The 18129-nt window shown below is 68.4% G+C and carries 18 protein-coding genes and 1 pseudogene; 6 read left to right on the top strand and 13 right to left on the bottom strand.

The window, feature by feature from the left end:
- Nucleotides 1-4 precede the first annotated feature (4 nt).
- Nucleotides 5-916, bottom strand: coding sequence for an SDR family NAD(P)-dependent oxidoreductase (locus AWB89_RS08265; protein ID WP_085172771.1), 912 nt, complete (start codon nucleotides 914-916; stop codon nucleotides 5-7).
- Between the two features lie 103 nt (nucleotides 917-1019).
- Here AWB89_RS08265 and AWB89_RS08260 point away from each other — a divergent pair, with 103 nt between their 5' ends.
- Both AWB89_RS08260 and groL read left to right on the top strand, forming a co-directional pair.
- Nucleotides 1020-1586, top strand: a complete 567-nt coding sequence (locus tag AWB89_RS08260; RefSeq protein ID WP_085092885.1) for a TetR/AcrR family transcriptional regulator — start codon at nucleotides 1020-1022, stop codon at nucleotides 1584-1586.
- Between the two features lie 208 nt (nucleotides 1587-1794).
- A complete protein-coding gene (gene groL / locus AWB89_RS08255) occupies nucleotides 1795-3420 on the top strand; it encodes a chaperonin GroEL (protein WP_068237228.1) in 1626 nt (541 codons plus the stop codon).
- A gap of 118 nt (nucleotides 3421-3538) precedes the next feature.
- Here groL and AWB89_RS08250 read toward each other — a convergent pair whose 3' ends face one another.
- From AWB89_RS08250 to AWB89_RS08240, 3 genes are read right to left on the bottom strand one after another with little or no spacing between them, the layout of a single operon-like run.
- Complete coding sequence (locus tag AWB89_RS08250) at nucleotides 3539-3928, bottom strand: hypothetical protein (RefSeq protein ID WP_085172769.1); 390 nt, start codon at nucleotides 3926-3928, stop codon at nucleotides 3539-3541.
- Nucleotides 3929-3945: 17 nt separating this feature from the next.
- The gene (locus AWB89_RS08245; RefSeq protein ID WP_085092881.1) at nucleotides 3946-5340 is read right to left on the bottom strand and encodes a PPE family protein; all 1395 of its coding nucleotides are present in this window, start codon (nucleotides 5338-5340) and stop codon (nucleotides 3946-3948) included.
- A 38-nt stretch (nucleotides 5341-5378) separates the two neighbouring features.
- Complete coding sequence (locus tag AWB89_RS08240) at nucleotides 5379-7121, bottom strand: N-acyl-D-amino-acid deacylase family protein (protein WP_085092879.1); 1743 nt, start codon at nucleotides 7119-7121, stop codon at nucleotides 5379-5381.
- A 47-nt stretch (nucleotides 7122-7168) separates the two neighbouring features.
- Here AWB89_RS08240 and AWB89_RS08235 point away from each other — a divergent pair, with 47 nt between their 5' ends.
- From AWB89_RS08235 to AWB89_RS08225, 3 genes are read left to right on the top strand one after another with little or no spacing between them, the layout of a single operon-like run.
- Nucleotides 7169-7540 carry a VOC family protein gene (locus AWB89_RS08235; protein WP_085092877.1) on the top strand — a complete coding sequence of 124 codons (372 nt, stop codon included), beginning with the start codon at nucleotides 7169-7171 and terminating at the stop codon, nucleotides 7538-7540.
- A gap of 10 nt (nucleotides 7541-7550) precedes the next feature.
- A complete protein-coding gene (locus AWB89_RS08230; protein ID WP_085092875.1) occupies nucleotides 7551-8063 on the top strand; it encodes a mycothiol transferase in 513 nt (170 codons plus the stop codon).
- A 10-nt stretch (nucleotides 8064-8073) separates the two neighbouring features.
- Nucleotides 8074-8928, top strand: a complete 855-nt coding sequence (locus AWB89_RS08225; RefSeq protein ID WP_085172767.1) for a hypothetical protein — start codon at nucleotides 8074-8076, stop codon at nucleotides 8926-8928.
- On the opposite strand, the gene AWB89_RS08220 is transcribed toward AWB89_RS08225, so the two are convergent.
- The 9 genes from AWB89_RS08220 to AWB89_RS08180 form a co-directional block, all read right to left on the bottom strand.
- Nucleotides 8925-9623, bottom strand: coding sequence for an anti-sigma factor (locus tag AWB89_RS08220; RefSeq protein ID WP_085172765.1), 699 nt, complete (start codon nucleotides 9621-9623; stop codon nucleotides 8925-8927). The two genes, AWB89_RS08225 and AWB89_RS08220, sit on opposite strands and share 4 nt — an antisense overlap.
- On the bottom strand, nucleotides 9620-10177 hold the full coding sequence (gene sigK / locus AWB89_RS08215; protein WP_085092869.1) for an ECF RNA polymerase sigma factor SigK: 558 nt from the start codon (nucleotides 10175-10177) through the stop codon (nucleotides 9620-9622). The genes AWB89_RS08220 and sigK overlap by 4 nt, the downstream gene beginning before the upstream one ends.
- Before the next feature lie 68 nt (nucleotides 10178-10245).
- On the bottom strand, nucleotides 10246-11931 hold the full coding sequence (locus tag AWB89_RS08210; RefSeq protein ID WP_085092867.1) for a cytochrome c biogenesis protein DipZ: 1686 nt from the start codon (nucleotides 11929-11931) through the stop codon (nucleotides 10246-10248).
- Between the two features lie 26 nt (nucleotides 11932-11957).
- Nucleotides 11958-14825: an MMPL/RND family transporter gene (locus AWB89_RS08205; protein ID WP_085092865.1), complete on the bottom strand. Its 2868-nt coding sequence runs from the start codon at nucleotides 14823-14825 to the stop codon at nucleotides 11958-11960.
- Nucleotides 14822-15244 carry an MmpS family transport accessory protein gene (locus AWB89_RS08200; RefSeq protein WP_085092863.1) on the bottom strand — a complete coding sequence of 141 codons (423 nt, stop codon included), beginning with the start codon at nucleotides 15242-15244 and terminating at the stop codon, nucleotides 14822-14824. Before AWB89_RS08200 ends, AWB89_RS08205 begins: the two co-directional genes overlap by 4 nt.
- A gap of 251 nt (nucleotides 15245-15495) precedes the next feature.
- Nucleotides 15496-15825: a hypothetical protein gene (locus AWB89_RS08195; protein WP_077099777.1), complete on the bottom strand. Its 330-nt coding sequence runs from the start codon at nucleotides 15823-15825 to the stop codon at nucleotides 15496-15498.
- A gap of 198 nt (nucleotides 15826-16023) precedes the next feature.
- Nucleotides 16024-16482 (bottom strand): DUF5078 domain-containing protein, encoded by a 459-nt coding sequence (locus AWB89_RS08190; RefSeq protein ID WP_085092861.1) that lies wholly within the window; start codon nucleotides 16480-16482, stop codon nucleotides 16024-16026.
- Between the two features lie 66 nt (nucleotides 16483-16548).
- On the bottom strand, nucleotides 16549-17463 hold the full coding sequence (locus AWB89_RS08185; RefSeq protein WP_085092859.1) for a crotonase/enoyl-CoA hydratase family protein: 915 nt from the start codon (nucleotides 17461-17463) through the stop codon (nucleotides 16549-16551).
- 7 nt (nucleotides 17464-17470) lie between these two features.
- Nucleotides 17471-17782, bottom strand: a complete 312-nt coding sequence (locus AWB89_RS08180; protein ID WP_085092857.1) for a hypothetical protein — start codon at nucleotides 17780-17782, stop codon at nucleotides 17471-17473.
- A 99-nt stretch (nucleotides 17783-17881) separates the two neighbouring features.
- Here AWB89_RS08180 and AWB89_RS27740 point away from each other — a divergent pair.
- A pseudogene (locus AWB89_RS27740) lies at nucleotides 17882-18129 on the top strand (hypothetical protein); the annotation flags it as partial.

Below are 18129 nucleotides of genomic sequence, written 5' to 3'. Positions count from 1 at the left end.
GGCGTCAGTCGAAGGGGTAGACCACGCCGGTGAGCTCCTCGGAGACCGCCCACAGCCGGCGCTGCGTGGCGACGTCGTGCGACTTCTCGCTGGAGCCAACGAGTTTCGGGTAGCCGCGTTGCTCGGCGAACCCGTCCGGGCCGTAGTACTGGCCGCCCAGCACGCCGGGGTCCGTCGCGGCGCGCAGCGTCGGCAGGGCGCCCATGTCGGCGCCCTGGAACAACGGCTCGATCAGCGGGGTGATGCGCGCCACCAGCGGCGGCAGGTTGCGGGTCAGCTCGGTGCGCGAGCCGCCCGGGTGCGCGGCCGCGGCGATCGTCGTGCCGTGCGGCGCGAGCCGGCGCTGCAGTTCGTAGGTGAACAGCAGGTTGGCCAGCTTCGACTGCCCGTAGGCGCCCACGCGGCTGTAGCCGTGTTCCCACTGCAGGTCGTCGAAGTGGATGTCGGCACGGATGCGGTGGCCCAGGCTGCTGACGGTCACGACCCTCGAGCCGGCGACGGGCAGCAGCCGGTCCAGCAGCAGCCCGGTGAGGGCGAAGTGGCCCAGATGGTTGGTGCCGAATTGCAGCTCGAAGCCGTCCTTGGTGGTGGACTTCGGCGTCCACATCACGCCCGCGTTGTTGATCAGCAGGTCGATGCGGTCGTGCGCGGAGCGCAGCTGCTCGGCCGCCGCGCGGATGGAGTCCAGCGACGTCAGGTCGAGCTCCTGGAGCGCGACGTCCGCCTGCGGGCTCGCCGCGGTGATCCGGGCCGCCGCGTCCTTGCCCTTGTCGAGGTTGCGCACGGCCAGCACCACGTGGGCGCCGTGGTCGGCGAGCGCCAGCGCGGTCTCGTAGCCGAGGCCGGTGTTGGCTCCGGTGATGACGGCGACGCGACCGGTCTGATCGGGAATGTCCGCGGTGGTCCACTTGGCCATGACGGGCTCCTTGAACTTGTAGAGTAAACGGGGCGAGCGCTCCGGTTGATCGTCACTATACGGAACGCACGCCCCGCTTTGTCAACCGATAGGTGGTGAACAGATGGCGCACCCGGCCCGGCCGCTGCGCGCCGACGCGGCGCGCAACCGCGCGCGCGTCCTGGACGTCGCCTACGAGACCTTCGCGGCCGAGGGCCTGGCGGTGCCCATCGACGAGATCGCGCGGCGGGCCGGCGTCGGCGCGGGCACGGTCTACCGTCACTTCCCGACGAAGGAGGCGCTGTTTCAGGCCGTCATCGAGGACCGGATGGGCCACCTGGTCGACGACGGGCGCGCCCTGCTCGAATCGGCCGGGCCCGGCGAGGCGCTGTTCAGCTTCCTGCGCTCGATGGTGCTGCACTGGGGCGCGACGGACCGCGGCCTGGTCGACGCGCTGGCGGGGCTGGGGATCGACATCGCCTGCGCCGCGCCCGAGGCCGAGGACGCCTTCAAGGCCTTGCTCGGCGAGCTGCTGCGGGCCGCGCAGGAAGCGGGCACCGCGCGGCGCGACATCGACATGCGGGATCTCAAGACGATCCTGGTCGGCTGCCAGGCGATGGAGGCCTACGACTCGGCGCTGGCCGAGCGGGTGACCGACGTCGTCATCGACGGATTACGCGCTGCGCGATAACCCGCGATAAGGGGTGACCCGTTCTTGCACTCGGCATAGGCGAGTGCTAAGAATGACGTTGGCACTCGCGACTGGCGAGTGCTAGGTCGGGACGGTGAGACCAGCTAGGTCGTCCGTCGCGGGCACTGCACCCGGCCAGCGTAAGTAATGGGGTCGTCGCCACCCGGTGGCCCCAGTTTCATTCCCAATCCGGAGGAATCACTTCGCAATGGCCAAGACAATTGCGTACGACGAAGAGGCCCGTCGCGGCCTCGAGCGGGGCCTGAACGCCCTCGCCGACGCGGTAAAGGTGACGTTGGGTCCCAAGGGCCGCAACGTCGTACTGGAGAAGAAGTGGGGTGCCCCCACGATCACCAACGATGGTGTGTCCATCGCCAAGGAGATCGAGCTGGAGGACCCGTACGAGAAGATCGGCGCCGAGCTGGTCAAGGAAGTCGCCAAGAAGACCGACGACGTGGCCGGTGACGGCACGACGACGGCCACGGTGCTGGCCCAGGCGCTGGTGCGCGAGGGCCTGCGCAACGTCGCGGCCGGCGCCAACCCGCTCGGCCTGAAGCGCGGCATCGAGAAGGCCGTCGAGAAGGTCACCGAGACCCTGCTGAAGTCGGCCAAGGAGGTCGAGACCAAGGACCAGATCGCGGCCACCGCCGCGATTTCCGCGGGCGACCAGTCGATCGGCGACCTGATCGCCGAGGCGATGGACAAGGTCGGCAACGAGGGCGTCATCACCGTCGAGGAGTCCAACACCTTCGGCCTGCAGCTCGAGCTCACCGAGGGCATGCGGTTCGACAAGGGCTACATCTCGGGCTACTTCGTCACCGACGCCGAGCGTCAGGAAGCGGTCCTCGAGGACCCCTACATCCTGCTGGTCAGCTCCAAGGTGTCGACGGTCAAGGACCTGCTGCCGCTGCTGGAGAAGGTCATCCAGGCCGGCAAGCCGCTCCTGATCATCGCCGAGGACGTCGAGGGCGAGGCGCTGTCCACCCTGGTCGTCAACAAGATCCGCGGCACGTTCAAGTCGGTGGCGGTCAAGGCCCCCGGCTTCGGCGACCGCCGCAAGGCGATGCTGCAGGACATGGCGATCCTCACCGGCGGCCAGGTGATCAGCGAGGAGGTCGGCCTGTCGCTGGAGAGCGCCGACGTCGCGCTGCTCGGCAAGGCCCGCAAGGTCGTCGTCACCAAGGACGAGACCACCATCGTCGAGGGCGCCGGTGACTCCGACGCCATCGCCGGGCGCGTGGCCCAGATCCGCCAGGAGATCGAGAACAGCGACTCCGACTACGACCGCGAGAAGCTGCAGGAGCGCCTGGCCAAGCTGGCCGGCGGTGTTGCGGTGATCAAGGCCGGCGCGGCCACCGAGGTCGAGCTCAAGGAGCGCAAGCACCGCATCGAGGACGCCGTTCGCAACGCCAAGGCGGCGGTCGAGGAGGGCATCGTCGCCGGCGGTGGCGTGGCCCTGCTGCACGCCTCCCCGTCCCTGGACGAGCTGAAGCTCACCGGCGACGAGGCGACCGGTGCCAACATCGTGCGCGTCGCGCTGTCGGCCCCGCTGAAGCAGATCGCCTTCAACTCCGGGCTGGAGCCCGGCGTTGTCGCCGAGAAGGTCAGCAACTCGCCCGCCGGCACCGGCCTGAACGCCGCGACCGGTGAGTACGAGGACCTGCTCAAGGCCGGCGTTGCCGACCCGGTCAAGGTCACCCGCTCGGCGCTGCAGAACGCGGCGTCCATCGCCGGGCTGTTCCTGACGACCGAGGCCGTCGTCGCCGACAAGCCGGAGAAGGCGGCCGCTCCCGCGGGCGACCCGACCGGCGGCATGGGCGGCATGGACTTCTAGAAAGTCAACGAAAAGCCCGGTCCCTTTGGGGGCCGGGCTTTTTCGTATTCGCCGAGCGTGCCCTCAGGGCGGGATTTCGCCGAATTTTCCGCCCTGGTTGCACGTTCGGCGCGGGAAACTAATGCGAGAACACCACGCAGTCGTGCAGGCACCCCTTGGCGGCGCTGGGGGAGTCGGCCTCGCGGTGCAGCAGCGCGCGCTCCGGCACGACGCCCAGGCGGACGGTCTCGTCGGCCGACTCCGTCACCTCGGCCTTGCCGTCGACGATCAGCGAGTAGCCGCCGGGTTCGCGCGGGGGCCACAGCAGGGTGACGTCGCCGCGCCGGGCCAGGTTCTCCCGCGTGCGCCCGCCGATCAGGCCGACGTCGAGGGTGGCCTCGCGCAACCGGGGCTCGACGGTGACGGTGTGGGCGCGATAGTCGTCGCCGACCGTGATCAGGTATGCAAACGGAAAGTCCGGGAGGGCGGCGGCCAGCCGCTCGAGGTCCACCTTCTTTTTCGTGCGCATGGTCTAAGACTAGGCGGCTAGTCGGGTAGCACCGGCTCCCCGATGCCCGGCTCGGGCGCGCCGGGCGGGCGGTCGGCCTTGTTGAAGAAGTTCGAGTTGGGTATGCCGGACTCCCGGCCGGGCAGGTTCCGCATCCCCTCCTCGGCGCCGCTGGCCGCGAAGAAGCCGGCGGGTGCCGTGGTGGTCCGCAGCGCCGGCGGGGTGGGGGTGGGGCCGCTCGCCGCGCCCGCGACGGCGTTCGCGGCACCCGCTTGCATGCCGCCGGAAAGGACGCTCGTGTCGCCCGGGGCGGCGATGGCGGCGCTGGCCGGGTTGAGCATCGCCGCGTTGGACAGGCCCGCGTTGAGGCCGCCCGTGGTCGCGGCCGAGTTCAGCAGGCTGGAGCTGAGGTTGGCCGCCCCGACGCCGCCGGTCATGCCGGAGTTGAGCACGGCGTCCTGGGCGCTGTGGCTGGCCAGGTTGCCGTCCATGAAAAAGCCCGTGTTGGCGTTGCCGCTGTTGAAAAAGCCCGCGTTGACCGACCCCGAGTTCAAGAGGCCGGTGTTGGACACGCCCGAGTTTCCGATGCCGAAGTTTCCGGTGCCGGAGTTGAAGAAGCCGATGTTATTGCTGCCGGAGTTGAAGAAGCCGATGTTGCCGGTGCCGGAGTTGAAGCCGCCGAAGCCGATCTGGTTGTTGCCGGTCAGCCCGATACCGAAGTCGTTGTTACCGCTGTTGCCAAAGCCAAAGTTGTTATTACCGAGGTTTCCCAACCCCAAGTTGTTGTTCCCCGAATTTCCGGAGCCGACATTTAAGCTGCCGCTGTTTCCGTAACCGACGTTCGAATTGCCCATCGAAAGTGGACCGAAACCAATTTTGCCGTTGTTGAAGGTGAAACCGATTTTTTGCAGGACCTGCTGCCAGGGCGCCAACTGCGCGGCCGCCGCCGACGCGTCGGCGTGGTAACCGAACATCGCGGCCACGTCGGCCGCCCACATCGCCTCGTAGGCGGCCTCGGTGTCCATGATCGCCGGCAGGTTGAATCCGAACCAGTTCGTGGACGCCAGCGCCTTCACCAGGGCGCGGTTCGCGGCCACCACCGCGGGCTGCACGGTGGCCGCGACCGCCGACTCGAAGGCGGCCGCGATGGCCGCGGCCTGGCTCGATGCCGCCTCGGCCTGCGCCGCGGCCGCGCTCAGCCAGCCCACGTACTGGGTCGCGACGGCCATCATCGCCGCCGCCGACGCGCCCTGCCACGACCCGTTGGCCAGATCCGAGGTCACCGAGAAGAACGACGACGCAGACGTCGCCAGGTCCTCGGCCAACCCGTCCCAGGCTTCGGCCGCAGCAAGCAGCGGCGCCGCACCCGGCCCGGCAAAAATTAGTGCCGAGTTGATTTCAGGCGGCAACCACGCAAAATGCGGGCTCGTCACTGACCCAACTTAACCGGGAAGGGGGGCCCTTCGTGGCGTTATCGACCAGGTACAGGCAAAGGCTTTCGGCCGCGGACCAACTTGCCTGGACGCGCGTCGGTCGGAACGCCATTTTCAGCAATTATTTCCCCGGAAACGATCGTTGTCACATATCCGTCGGCGGTCTGGTCCAGGCGCCGCCCGCCGGCGGGCAGGTCGTGCCGGATCACCGGCTTGTGCAGCCGCAGGGCGCCGTGGTCGATGACGTTGAGGTCGGCCTTGTACCCGGGGGCGATGCGGCCGCGGTCGCCCAGCCCGGCCACCCGGGCCGGCACGGAGGTGAGCTCGCGGACGGCCTCGGCGACGGTGAACCTGCCGGACTTGCGATCGCGCGCCCAATGCGCCAGGAAGTACGTCGTGTAGCTGGCGTCGCAAATCATCCCGTAGTGGGCGCCGCCGTCGCCGAGCCCGAGCACCACGTCGTCGCGGTGCAGCAACTTCCCGACGGTGTCCAGCGAGTTGTTCTGCAGGTTGCTGGTCGCGACCAACAGCATGGCGCGGCCGTCGTCGTCGAGCAGCCGGTCGTAGGCCTCCTCCATCGGATCCACCCCGCGGGCCCGGGCGCGGGCGCCGATGCTGGTCGACGGGTCCGGCTCGTAGTTCGGCTCGTCGCCCAACGGGTAGATCCAGTCCCACATCTGCGCCACGTACAGGATCGGGTGCCCGACGCCGGGCTTGTCGGCCAGGATCCGGGCGCGGACCTCCGGCTTGCGCATCTCGGCCACGCGCTCGGCCAGCGGCAGGTGCGCGATCTCGCGGTAGCTGGGGTACAGCACGAACGGGTTGGCGCTCAGCTGCAGCCCGATGATCAGCCCGATCGGGCGCGGCAGCAGCTGCGCGGTAAATTGTGCCCCACCGGCCCCCGAATTTGCATTGGCCTTCTCGATCATCGTGATGGCGTCCTCCCACGTCGGGTCGCCGGAATTGGCGACGACGAGGGTGAAGGTGACGGGCAGGTCCAGGTCCTCGGCCACATCGAACACCGTCTGCAGGACGGGCTGGTAGCCGCCGGCGGGAATGTCCGGCACGAATTGCAGCAGCCCGCCGCCGGCGTCCACGACGCCCTTGGCGATCTCTTCGATCTCCTCGCGGGCGGCGTCGTAACTCGGTATCGGCGAACCGCTTTCGGTCTTGTGGATGGTCAGCCGCGACGACGCGAAGCCCAGCGCGCCGACCTCCATCGCCTCCTTGGCCAGCGCCCGCATCTTCGCGAGGTCCTCGGCGGTGGCCGGCTCGCGGTCGGCGCCGCGCTGACCCATCACGTACACCCGCAGCGGCGAGTGCGGCAGGTAGGCCGCCACGTCGATGTCGCGTTTGCCGGCATCCAGCGCGTCCATGTATTCGGGAAAGGTCTCCCAGTTCCACGGCAGGCCGTCGGTCATCACGACGCCGGGAATGTCCTCGACCCCGGCCATCACGTCGACGAGCACGTCGTGGTCGGACTGGCGGCACGGTGCGAAGCCGACGCCGCAGTTGCCCACCACCACCGTGGTCACCCCGTGCGCCGACGACGGGGTCAGCCGCTCCGACCAGATGGCCTGGCCGTCGTAGTGGGTGTGCAGGTCGACGAAGCCGGGCGTGACCAGCAGGCCGGTGGCGTCGATCTCGCGGCGGGCGCCGTCGCCGTTCACGGATCCGACCGCCTCGATCACGCCGTCTCGCACCGCGACGTCGCCGACGTACGGCTCACCGCCCAGCCCGTCGACGATGGTGCCATTGCGGATGATGAGGTCGTAGGTCATCTAAATAATCTACGACCGCGCCGGTGCGTCGTGCCAGGACCTCTTCCGTGATCGACCACATCGGAATCAATTGCGCCGACTATCCGAAATCGCAGAGTTTTTACGACAACGTGCTGGGGGTACTGGGGTTCTCGCGGCAAATGGATTTCGGCCGCGCCATCGGGTACGGCCGCGACGGCAAACCGTCGTTCTGGATCGCCGACGGGTCGGGCATGGGTGCCGCCCGCGAAACGCACCTCGCGTTCGAGGCCGCCGACGAGGGCGCGGTGCGCGCGTTCCACCAGACGGCCGTGCGGCTGGGCGCCGAATCGCTACACGAGCCGCGGCTCTGGCCCGAATATCACCCCGGCTACTTCGGGGCCTTCGTCCGCGATCCGGACGGCAACAACGTCGAAGCGGTCTTCCACGGCGGCCCGTAATGTCGGTGGCATGGCCAACGCTGACGCTGCAACTCAGGAACTGCTTCGCGACGCGTTCACCCGGTTGATCGAACACGTCGACGAGCTCGCCGACGGGCTGACCGACGAGGTGTCCAACTACCGCCCGGCCCCGAGCGCCAACAGCATCGCCTGGCTGATCTGGCACAGCGCCCGGGTGCAGGACATCCAGCTGGCCCACGTGGCCGGCGTGGAGCAGGTGTGGACCCGCGACGGCTGGGTGGACCGGTTCGGGTTGGACCTGCCGCGCAACGACACCGGCTACGGGCACGGCCCCGACGAGGTGGCGAAGGTGAAGGCCCCCGCCGAGCTGCTGAGCGGCTACTACCACGCGGTGCACAAGCTGACCCTCGAATACATCGCCAGCGTGACCGCCGATGAGCTGGGCCGCGTCGTCGACACCAACTGGGATCCGCCCGTCACGGCCGGCGCGCGGCTGGTGAGCATCATCGACGACTGCGCCCAGCACCTCGGCCAGGCCGCGTACGTGCGGGGGATTCAGTAGGTTCTAGGGCGTGCGATTCGCGGCAACCGTGGCGTTGTGGCTGGCCACCACGGTTGCGCTGGCCGTCACGGTTCCCGCGGGCTGGGCACAGCGCAACGTCGTCAGCGAGGACGGCTACGCCGCGCTCGCGCAGCGGGCCGCGGGCGACCGCGCCCTGCAGTCGGCCATGGCGGGCGAACTCACCACGCGGGCGATGGCGCTCATCGCCGAGCGCGGCGCGGCGCGGCACCCGGTGGACGGCGCGCAGGTGCACGACGTCGCCAGCGGCTTCACGGCGGGCCCCTCGTTCCCGCCGCTGTTCGCCCGGGCCAACCGGGCCGCCCACGCCTGGTTGTTCACCGACCCCCCGCCGGGCCACAGCGGCAACCAGTGGGTCATCGATGTGGCCCCGATGCTCAACGACGGCTCGTTCCGGCAGGTGTTGAGCAGCCACAACGTCACGGTGCCCGCGGACCTGACGATCCCGGTCGCGGTGTCGATGCCGCCGTCGCTGCGGGAGGGCAAGCTGAGCCGGCTGGCGGCCTGGGGCCCGTGGGTCAGCGCCGGCGCGGCGGCGCTGAGCGGCCTGTTCGCGCTGCTGACGCTGGCCGCCGCGCGCCGCCGCGGCAAGGCCCTGAGCAGCCTCGGGGTCTCGGCGCTGCTGGTCGGCGCGGCGGGATGGGCGGGCATCGAGGTGGGCCGCCGCTACGTCGACGACGCGCTCAACCGCACCACCGGCGACATCCGCCAGGTCGCCGAGGTGATGGTCGCCCACGCCGAGGCCGGCCTGCGCCATTGGCTGGACGTGACGCTGGTGGCCGGCGCCGCGCTGGTGGGGCTGGGCGTGCTCGTCGCGATCCTGGGCGGCCTCGCCAAGAAGGCCTAGCTCAGCGGCAGCTCGGCCAGGATCGGGGTGGTGGGCCGCGGCGACCCGCTGCCGGGTTCGACGGTGAACGCCAGCGCCGTCGAGGTTCCGATGTTGGTGAGCATGTCTTTCGTCGACGGCAACACGGCCGCGGCGCCCATGGTGCCCGCCGACGTGGGGCCGTTGCTCCCGATCAGCCACATCTGATACACGGTCCCCGGCGAGGGCGGCGGCACGTTGTTCATCACCAGCACGGCCGCGTTGCGGTCGCGGGAGAACATCACCGTGGCGGTGCCGTTGGCCAACGGCCGCGACACCGTCTGCACGTCCGGGGCGGCCAGGACCTGCTCGGCCATCGTCGGCTTGGCCGGCGGACGCATCAGCACCCCGACGCCGAACGCCGCGGCACCCACCACGACGGCCGCCGCCGTGGACGCCAAAACCGTTCTGCGCCAAGCCATCTGACGGACATTGTCGGGCCTCGCGGCGGCCAGTGTGGCCGCCCGCAGGCGTGCCGGTGGCTCGGCCGCCGTGGCCGCCGACACGACCGCCATCGTCTCGCGGACGGCGCGGACCTCGTCGCCGAAGGCCGCCGCCACCGGCGCCGGCGCGGCGGCCACCCGCCGCTCGACCTCGGCGCGTTCCGCGTCCGACAAGGCGTGCAGGGCGTACGGGGTGGCGAGCTCAAGCAGTTCGAAATCGGTCGGTTCGGTCATGGCACGTCCAGGCAGTTACGCAGGCCCCGCAGCGCGTCGCGGATGCGGGACTTGATCGTCGACAGGTTGGCGGCCAGCCGCTGCGACACCTCGCTGTAGGTCAGCCCCTGGTAGTAGGCCAGCTCGATGCACTGCCGCTGCGCATCGCTCAACGCGTCCAGGCAGTGCGCCACGCGGCGACGCTCGTCGCCGGCGATCGCCGAGTCGGCGACTGGATCTTGGGCTATCGTGCCGGCGGTTTCGGCGCTGGCCGCGCCGTAGCGGGCTTCCCGATTGCTGCCCGCCTGCTCGGCCCGCACCCGGTCCACGGCCCGCCGGTGCGCCATGGTCAGCAGCCAGGCCAGGGCCGACCCCCTGGCGGGGTCGTACTGCGCCGCGCTGCGCCACACCTCCAGGTAGACCTCCTGGGTGGTTTCCTCGCTGTAGCCCGGGTCGCGCACCACCCGCGTCACGAGTCCGTACACCCGGGCCTTGGTGAGGTCGTAGACCGTGGCGAAGGCGGCGCTGTCCCCGCGCGCCACCCGGCGCAGCAGGGCGTCGAGCTCGTTGCTCATCGAGCGGTAGCCTATCGCCCTTCATCGCGTCGAAGCCGGAGTCGGCCGTGGTCGAGGACATGGTCTGCTCAGCCGAACGTGAACGAAAACACTTGCAGGCCCTTGCCGACCTGCATGTCGAGCTGATCGCGGCGCGCGGTGTCCCCCGGGTCGGCGCCGGCGATCTGGTGCAGGGTCGGGGGGCCGCCGATGGGCGTCGCGGTCGTGCGGCCGCCCCTGGTCACGGTGATGGTGCCGGTGCCGCCGACGACGACGTAGACGTCCTTGCCGGTGTAGTTCAGCCGGATGGCGGCGTCGTCGCTGTCGGCCGTGGCGCCCTGGTCGTCCAGGGCCCACCGGCCGCGCAGGGCGAACCGGTCGTCGGGCAGCGTGGCCGGATAGGCGAACGTGGCTGTGCCGGGCTGGTATTCGCCGCCGCCGCCGTAGTTGACGGCCTTGCCGGCGCCCAAGTACGTCTCGGGGGTGAGCCGGGTGTGCGGGGTGGCGTCGACCGTGCCGCCGGCGCCGGGCAGCCTGACGTTCGGGTTGGCGTCGGTCAGCAATTGGCGGATCAGCCGTTCCGTGCCGTCGTAGTCGCCCTCGCCGAACTTGGTGTGGCGCACCGTCCCGTTGGCGTCGATGAGGTATTCGGCGGGCCAGTACAGGTTCTGGTAGCTGTTCCACGTCGCGTAGTCGTTGTCCAGCGCGACGGGATAGCCGATGTGCAGCGCGGCGGCGCCGCTGGCCACGTTGGCGGGGACCCGTTCGAACGCGTACTCCGGGGTGTGCACCCCGATGGCGACGAAGCCGTCGTCGCGATACCGGTGGTACCAATCGACCACGTGCGGGATCGCGCGCTGGCAGTTGATGCAGGAGTATGCCCAGAAGTCGACCAGGACCACCTTGCCGCGCAGCGAGGCCAGGTCGATCGGGGCGCCGCCCGGGGTGTTGAGCCAGCCGGTGATCCCGGTGATGGCGGGTGCCGGACCGCACTGCTGCAACGCCGCAGTCCCGCCAAGAGCATCGGTGCAGTCGGCCAGCTGCCCCCGGGAGGTGCCGCTGGCGTTCAGCTTCTGCCGAATGTTGTTGGCGCCGATGCCTTTCTGCATGGCCGCCGTGTAGTCGGGGACGGCGCGCTGCAGCACGGCGGGCAGGTTGAACACCAGCGCCACCGCCAGCAGGATCATCGCGATCCCGCCGGTGACCTGGATCGCGCGCTGCCGACGGCGGAAGGCCGCAACGCGCTCGGCGATGCGCCGCCCGGCCAGCGCGAAAACCAGCAGCGGCAGGGCGGCGCCGACCGCGAACGCCGCGGTCAGCACCAGGATCGGCGGGCCGATGCGCGCCGTCCCGCCGGCGACGACGATGGCGGCCAGCACCGGGCCCGCGCACGGCACGTACAGCGCGCCCAGCGTCAGGCCGAGCCCGAAACCCGTGCGGCCCGAACCCATTTCACGCTGCGGGAGGCGGGCGAACGGCCGCTCGATGAGATGTTGCAGGGGCGGGAAGATCAACCCGAGGCCGATGAGGGTCAACGTCACCAGGGCGGCCCAGCGGATGGCGTCCTGCGGCAGGTGCAGCGCCGACAGCAGGGCCGAACCGGCCAGGGTGACCACGCTGAAGCTGCAGACCAAACCGGCGATCACCAGGTACGGCCTTGCGGCGCGGGTGCTGTTCAAGCCGGAGAAGAACACCACCGGCAGCACCGGCAGGATGCACGGCGAGATGCCGGTGATGAGGCCGCCGAGGAAGCCGATGAGCGCGATCGTTGCCATAACAGCTATTCGGAGCCGATCGGCGGTCAGTCGGTGTAGGCGAGGGAACGCGGCTCGACGGGCCGCGACACCACCCTGGCCGGGCGGGAGCGCACCCGGATCGGCCACCAGAACCAGCGCCCCAGCAGCGCGGCGATGGACGGCGTCATGAACGCGCGCACGATTAGCGTGTCGAACAGCAGGCCCAGCCCGATGGTGGTGCCCACCTGGCCGACCATCCGCACGTCGCTGACGACCATGGACGCCATCGTGAACGCAAACACCAGGCCCGCGTTGGTGACCACCTTGCCGGTGCCGCCCATCGAGCGGATGATGCCGGTGTTCAGGCCGGCGTGAATCTCCTGCTTGAACCGGGAGACCAACAGCAGGTTGTAGTCGGAACCCACGGCCAACAGCACGATCACCGACATCGCGAGCACGATCCAGTGCAGTTGGATGCCCAGGATGTGCTGCCAGAAAAGGACGGACAGCCCGAAGGAAGCGCCCAGGGAAATCGCCACCGTACCCACGATGACGGCGGCGGCGACCAGGGCGCGGGTGAGGATCAGCATGATGATGAAGATCAGGCACAGCGAGGAAATCCCCGCGATCACCAGATCCCACTGGGCCCCTTCGGAGATGTCCTTGAAGACGGCGCCCGTTCCGGCCAGATAGAACTTCGAGTCCTCCAAAGGCGTTCCCTTGGTCGACTCCTCGGCCGCGGTGCGGATCTTGTCGATGCTCGCGATGCCCTCGGCCGACGCGGGGTCGCCGCGGTGCAGGATGATGAAGCGCGCCGCGTGCCCATCCGGCGACAGGAAGTTGTTCATCGCGCGCTTGAAGTCCTTGTTCTTGAACACCTCTGGCGGCAGGTAGAACGAGTCGTCGTTCTTGGCGGCGTCGAAGGCGTGGCCCATCGCCGTTGCGTTGTCGCTCATTTCGTCCATCTGGGCGAAGATCCCCGACATCGTGCTGTGCATGTCGAGCATCATCGTGCGCATGTTCTCCATGGTCTGGATCATCGGCGGGAACTGGGCGACCATCTGCGGCATCAGCCGATCGAGGTCCTTGATGTCACCGACGAGCGTGTTCAGTTTGTCGGTGATCTGATCCACGCCGTCCAGCGCGTCGAAGATCTGCCGGATCGACCAGCAGATCGGAATGTCGAAACAGTGCCTCTCCCAATAGAAGTAGCTGCGGATCGGTCGCCAGAAGTCGTCGAAGTCGGCGATGCGGTCGCGTAGCTCGTTGGTGATCTGCTGCATCTCGACGGTGTCGCCGACCATGCGGTGGGTGGTGGCGACCAGCTGGGTCATCAGGTCGTACATGCGTTGCATGTTGGCGATGGTCTTGGTCATCTCGTCGGCCTGCTTGAGCATGTTGTCCATCTGGTCGCGCTGGTATTTCATGCTCTGCATCTGACCGGCGCTCTGCATGCTCATCTGGAACGGGATGGACGTGTGGTCCATCGTCGTCCCGTCGGGCCGGGTGATCGCCTGGACGCGGGAGATGCCCGGGACGCGGAAGATGCCCTTGGCCAGCCTGTCGAGGACCAGAAAGTCGGCCGGATTGCGCATGTCGTGGTTCGACTCGATCATCAGGATTTCCGGCTTCATCCGGGCCTGGGAGAAGTGGCGATCCGCGGCCGTCAGGCCCTCGTTGGCGGGGATGGACTTCGGCAGATATTCGCGGTCGTTGTAGTTGGCCTTATAGCCGGGCAGCGTGAGCAGGCCGACGAGGGCGACGGCAAACGTGACGGCCAGGATCGGCAGCGGCCAGCGCACCACCGCGGTACCGATCCGTCGCCAGCCGCGCACCCCGATCTTGCGCTTGGGGTCGAACACGCCGAACCGGCTGCCCACCGTCAGCACCGCCGGGCCGAGCGTCAGCGCGATCGCCACCGCGGTCAACATCCCGACCGCACAAGGAATGCCGAGGGTTTGGAAGTACGGCATCCGGGCGAAGTGGAGGCAGAACGTCGCCCCGGCGATCGTCAGACCGGAGCCCAGGATGACGTGCGCCGTCCCCCGATACATGGTGTAGAACGCGGATTCCCTGTCTTCGCCGGCCTGGCGGGCCTCCTGGTAGCGACCGACGATGAAGATGCCGTAGTCCGTGCCGGCCGCGATCGCCAGCGAAGTAAGCAGTGACACCGCGAAGGTGGAGAGTCCCAGCAGTCCGAAGTGCCCCAGCAGCGCGACCGCTCCACGCGCTCCGGTCAATTCGAAGCCGACGGTGACCAGCAGGAGGATCACGGTGATGATCGAGCGGTAGACGAAGAGCAACATGATCAGGATCACCGCGACCGTCGTCATCGTGATCCGGAGCATGGATTTGTCGCCGCTGTGGTGCAGGTCCGCGGCGAGCGCCGCCACCCCGGTGACGTAGACCTTGACCCCCGGCGGCGGGGGCACGCTGTTCACGATCTTGCGGACGGCCTCGACGGATTCGTTGGCGAGCGGCTCGCCCTGGTTGCCGGCGAGGTTCACCTGGACCGTCGCGGCTTTGCCGTCGTTGCTCTGCGCGCCCGCGGCCGTGAGGGGATCGCCCCAGAAGTCCTGGACGCTCAGCACGTGCGTCCTGTCGTCGCGCAGCCTGCGGATCATCGCGTCGTAGAACTTGTGGGCGTCGTCGCCGAGGGGCTGGTTGCCCTCCAGCACGATCATCGCCGAGCTGTCGGTCTCGCCCTCGTTGAACGCACGGCCGATGTGTTTCATCGCCACGAATGACGGTGCGTCGCTGGGGCTCAGCGACACCGACCGCTCCTGGCCGACCACTTCCAGCGACGGGACGAACAGGCTGAGGGCGATGGCGATCCCGACCCAGAACAGGATGATCGGTACCGCGAAGGTGTGGATCGCTCTTGCGATGAACGGTCGTTCGGCGTGGGTGTTGGCGAACTGTTGCGTGGTCACGCGGACTTCACCACGCAGAAGGTGTAGGCGTGCACCTCGTTGGAGATTCGTTCGGCCTTGACCACGTCGTCCACCGTGATGCGGCAGCCGACGCTGTCGCCGCTGGCGCGCGCCATGAGGTTGCCCATCACGGCGGCCTTGTCGGTGGTGATGCGCAGCGACCACGGCAATGGCGCGCCGTCGACGCGTTGCGGGTCGCCGTTGACGTCGAAATAGCTGATGTCCGCGGTTGTTCCGGGCGGGCCGAACACCTCATAGGCGATTCGCTTCGGGTTGAACGGCTTTGGATTTTGCAGGTTGCTGTCGGCATAGGATTCGCGCTTTTCCGAACCGAAGTAGCCGTGCACGCGGTACACGATGAACCCACTGATCACCACCACCGCCAGGATGACCAGGGGGATCCACGTTCGGGACAGCACCTTGAAAATCTGGAATCCCTTTCAGCGGTTGGGCACTTCTGTTGGGCGGATCGCCGCGCAGCGCCCGTCCGCCCGGCGCACCGATCCCGGGGCACCAGCGCAGCCAAGGCTTACCTAAGTAAATCATGGCCGTTTCTTGCCTGGACGGGACCGTTGACTTCTTCCCCTCGCGCCCTGAAGTGTAACGCATATCACGTGCGTAACGTGGGGGAACTGTCGCGGGGCCAGCGCCCCGCACTACTGAAAAGAGGTCAGGCGTAGGTGCGCAGCTGCACCATCTTGCGCATGACGTCGCTGAGCTTGTGCACCGGCGCCCCGCAGGTCAGGCAGTAGCCGCCCGGGCAGCGGTTGATCCGGTCCACCTGCTGCAGCACCTGGGCCTTGAGCCGGCGCACGCAACCGATGCACAGGATCTCCACGACGTTGCCCGACGGGTCGAGGTTCGGCCGGTTGCATTGGTCCACGGCGTGCCGGTACACGATGTGCGTCGCCCTGTTCGTGCACCCGGCCTCGGATTGGCAGGTGATCTCGAGCCAGTCGAGGGCCGCGAGCGCGTCGGACTGGGGGTCTACGACGCTCATCGCGTCCTCGCTGGGGCGCAGCATCCCGGCATGGGCATGGTGTAAGTCCTGGTTGACTCTGGTCGCGCACGGACTGGCGTCTGCACGAGTGCGAATACCAGTCAAGAACTATTGATTTGTCCCCAAACTACGGGGAAAAAAGCGATTCCCGACAGTCGCAGAGTCTAAACTCGATGGCCAATAAAGACCAGGGTCGATCTAAGACCAGTTCCACACCGACATATCGCCGGGCGGATATTGGTTGCACACGTCGGTGGCCTTGGCGACAACGCCCTTGTTGTTGAAGAAGATCTTCATGTGATTGACCCAGGCGAAGGTCAGCGGGTCGCCATTGTAGAAGTTTTCGGAGTAGTTCCGGCGCTCCTCCGGCGACAGCGAGTAGAACCAGTGCGCCTTGTCGATCACTGCCTGTTGCAGGTTGGCGTGGTTGTTGAAGTCGATCATGTACCGCTGGTAGTACACCGGGCTGGTGTCCCTGACGGCCGCCAGATACTGCTCGGCGTCGCAGGTGGTGGCGATCTGCCGGCGGGGGACCGGGAAGTCTTCCGTGGAGTCGGCCGCCGCCGTCTTCGGGAAGGTCGTAGCCGCGATGCCCAGGGCTACCAGGAAAGCAAAAAAAGCGACGCCTGCACGCAGGCCGGAACTCAGCCGAGACATAGTCGTTACCGTAGCACTTTCAGCGCCCCGGTGGGGGCGCCGGGGGCACATTCGTAGGCCATCTCACTATCCGTCGCGATCAGGCACGATGATGTGGCTGGGGTCGGGCCGCAGCTCCGGCGGGGCCTGGCTGTAGTCGCCGAACGGGCCGTCGCGCCGCTCGACCGCCGCCCGCACGCCCCACGTCTGGGCGGTCTCGATGAAATCGAGCGCGTCAGGCGTGTTGCGCATCAGGCCGTCGAGGATGCCGCCCAGCGTCTGGGTGGACGCCAGGCCCATGTTCTCGTAGGCCTGGTTGACGATCAGCTTCTGCGCCCGCAGCTGCGACAACGGGATCCTGGCCAGCTCGGCGGCGACCTCGGCGACGCGGGCCTCGAGGCGCTCGAACGGCACCGCCTCGTTGATCAGCTCGACCTCGGCGGCCTGCACGCCGGTCAGCGGCCGGCCGGTCAGCGAGTGCCACTTCACCTTGGCCAGGCTCAGCCGGTAGAGCCACATGCCGGTCAGGTAGGCGCCCCACATCCGGCTGTAGGGGGTGCCGATCACCGCGTCCTCGCTGGCGATCACCAGGTCGGCGCACAGCGCGTAATCGCTGGCCCCGCCGACACACCAGCCGTGCACCTGCGCGATCACCGGTTTGGATGCGCGCCAGATGGCCATGAATTTCTGGGTCGGGCCGGTCTCGCGGGCGGTGACCATCGCGAAGTCCTTGCCCGGGTCCCAGCGCCCGTCGGTGTTCATCGCCTCGCCCCACTGCTGGAAGCCGCCGCCGAAGTCGTAGCCGCCGGAGAAGGCGCGGCCCGCGCCGCGCAGCACGATCACCTTGATGTCGTCGTCGCGCTCGGCCAGCCCGACGGCGGCCTCGATCTCGTCCGGCATGGGCGGGACGATGGTGTTGAGCTGCTCGGGGCGGTTCAGCGTGATCGTGGCGACCGGGCCGGACGTCGTATAGAGCAGGGTCTGGAAATCAGCGGTCGGCATTGTTTCCTCAGGGATCGGGCTGACGATTTTCCGGCGACGACGCATAGATTCGTCCGCCGATTTTGAGATAGGGCGTCGTCAGATACGCCGAGAAGGCGACGACCGCCGAAAAGATGACCGCGACGGCGACGGCGTTGGGCCAGATTTTGCCCACCCCCGCCGCGAAACTGACGATGCCGATGATCGAGGTGGCCCAGTAGAACCGCCGACCCGGCCGGCGCTCCTTGATGAAGCGGAAACGGGCCTGCGCCGCCCCGGCCACGATGAAGATCAGACCGGTCGCCAGCAGGGTGAGTTCGATGCGTTCGGTCGCTGACACGTCGACGATCCTAGGGCCGATCGCGGGCCGGCAAGGAAAGTCGGGGGTCCCGTCAGGTCGCTAGCATGTACAACCAAGGGGGTGTGGGAAGGTCTGCCAGTGAACGGGGTGCGCGTTATCGCGACGGCGGCCGCCGCGCTCGCGATCGCCCCGTTCTCGATGGTCGGCGCCGCACCCGGTGTGGCACAGGCGGCCCCGTGCGCCGGCGCCGGGGCAAACCCGGTGTCCTGCCAGAACTGTCTGGTCTACGTGGAGGCGTACCACACGTCGAACGTGTGCTACAACCCCGCGCCGCCCCGCCCCCGGGAACCGGGTACTTCACCCAGACGGTGGGCGGCGGGTCGGCG

The sequence above is a fragment of the Mycobacterium paraense genome, assembly GCF_002101815.1.
Lineage (GTDB): Bacteria > Actinomycetota > Actinomycetes > Mycobacteriales > Mycobacteriaceae > Mycobacterium > Mycobacterium paraense.
The sequence above is the reverse complement of the archived record's forward strand: the minus strand, read 5'-3'. Positions and strand labels throughout refer to the sequence as shown.

Coding starts and splice junctions, on each gene's coding strand:
- AWB89_RS08265 (WP_085172771.1), bottom strand. CDS start 916: ATGGCCAAGTGGACCACCGCGGACATTCCCGATCAGACCGGTCGCGTC.
- AWB89_RS08260 (WP_085092885.1), top strand. CDS start 1,020: ATGGCGCACCCGGCCCGGCCGCTGCGCGCCGACGCGGCGCGCAACCGC.
- groL (WP_068237228.1), top strand. CDS start 1,795: ATGGCCAAGACAATTGCGTACGACGAAGAGGCCCGTCGCGGCCTCGAG.
- AWB89_RS08250 (WP_085172769.1), bottom strand. CDS start 3,928: ATGCGCACGAAAAAGAAGGTGGACCTCGAGCGGCTGGCCGCCGCCCTC.
- AWB89_RS08240 (WP_085092879.1), bottom strand. CDS start 7,121: ATGACCTACGACCTCATCATCCGCAATGGCACCATCGTCGACGGGCTG.
- AWB89_RS08230 (WP_085092875.1), top strand. CDS start 7,551: ATGGCCAACGCTGACGCTGCAACTCAGGAACTGCTTCGCGACGCGTTC.
- AWB89_RS08220 (WP_085172765.1), bottom strand. CDS start 9,623: ATGACCGAACCGACCGATTTCGAACTGCTTGAGCTCGCCACCCCGTAC.
- sigK (WP_085092869.1), bottom strand. CDS start 10,177: ATGAGCAACGAGCTCGACGCCCTGCTGCGCCGGGTGGCGCGCGGGGAC.
- AWB89_RS08210 (WP_085092867.1), bottom strand. CDS start 11,931: ATGGCAACGATCGCGCTCATCGGCTTCCTCGGCGGCCTCATCACCGGC.
- AWB89_RS08195 (WP_077099777.1), bottom strand. CDS start 15,825: ATGAGCGTCGTAGACCCCCAGTCCGACGCGCTCGCGGCCCTCGACTGG.
- AWB89_RS08190 (WP_085092861.1), bottom strand. CDS start 16,482: ATGTCTCGGCTGAGTTCCGGCCTGCGTGCAGGCGTCGCTTTTTTTGCT.
- AWB89_RS08185 (WP_085092859.1), bottom strand. CDS start 17,463: ATGCCGACCGCTGATTTCCAGACCCTGCTCTATACGACGTCCGGCCCG.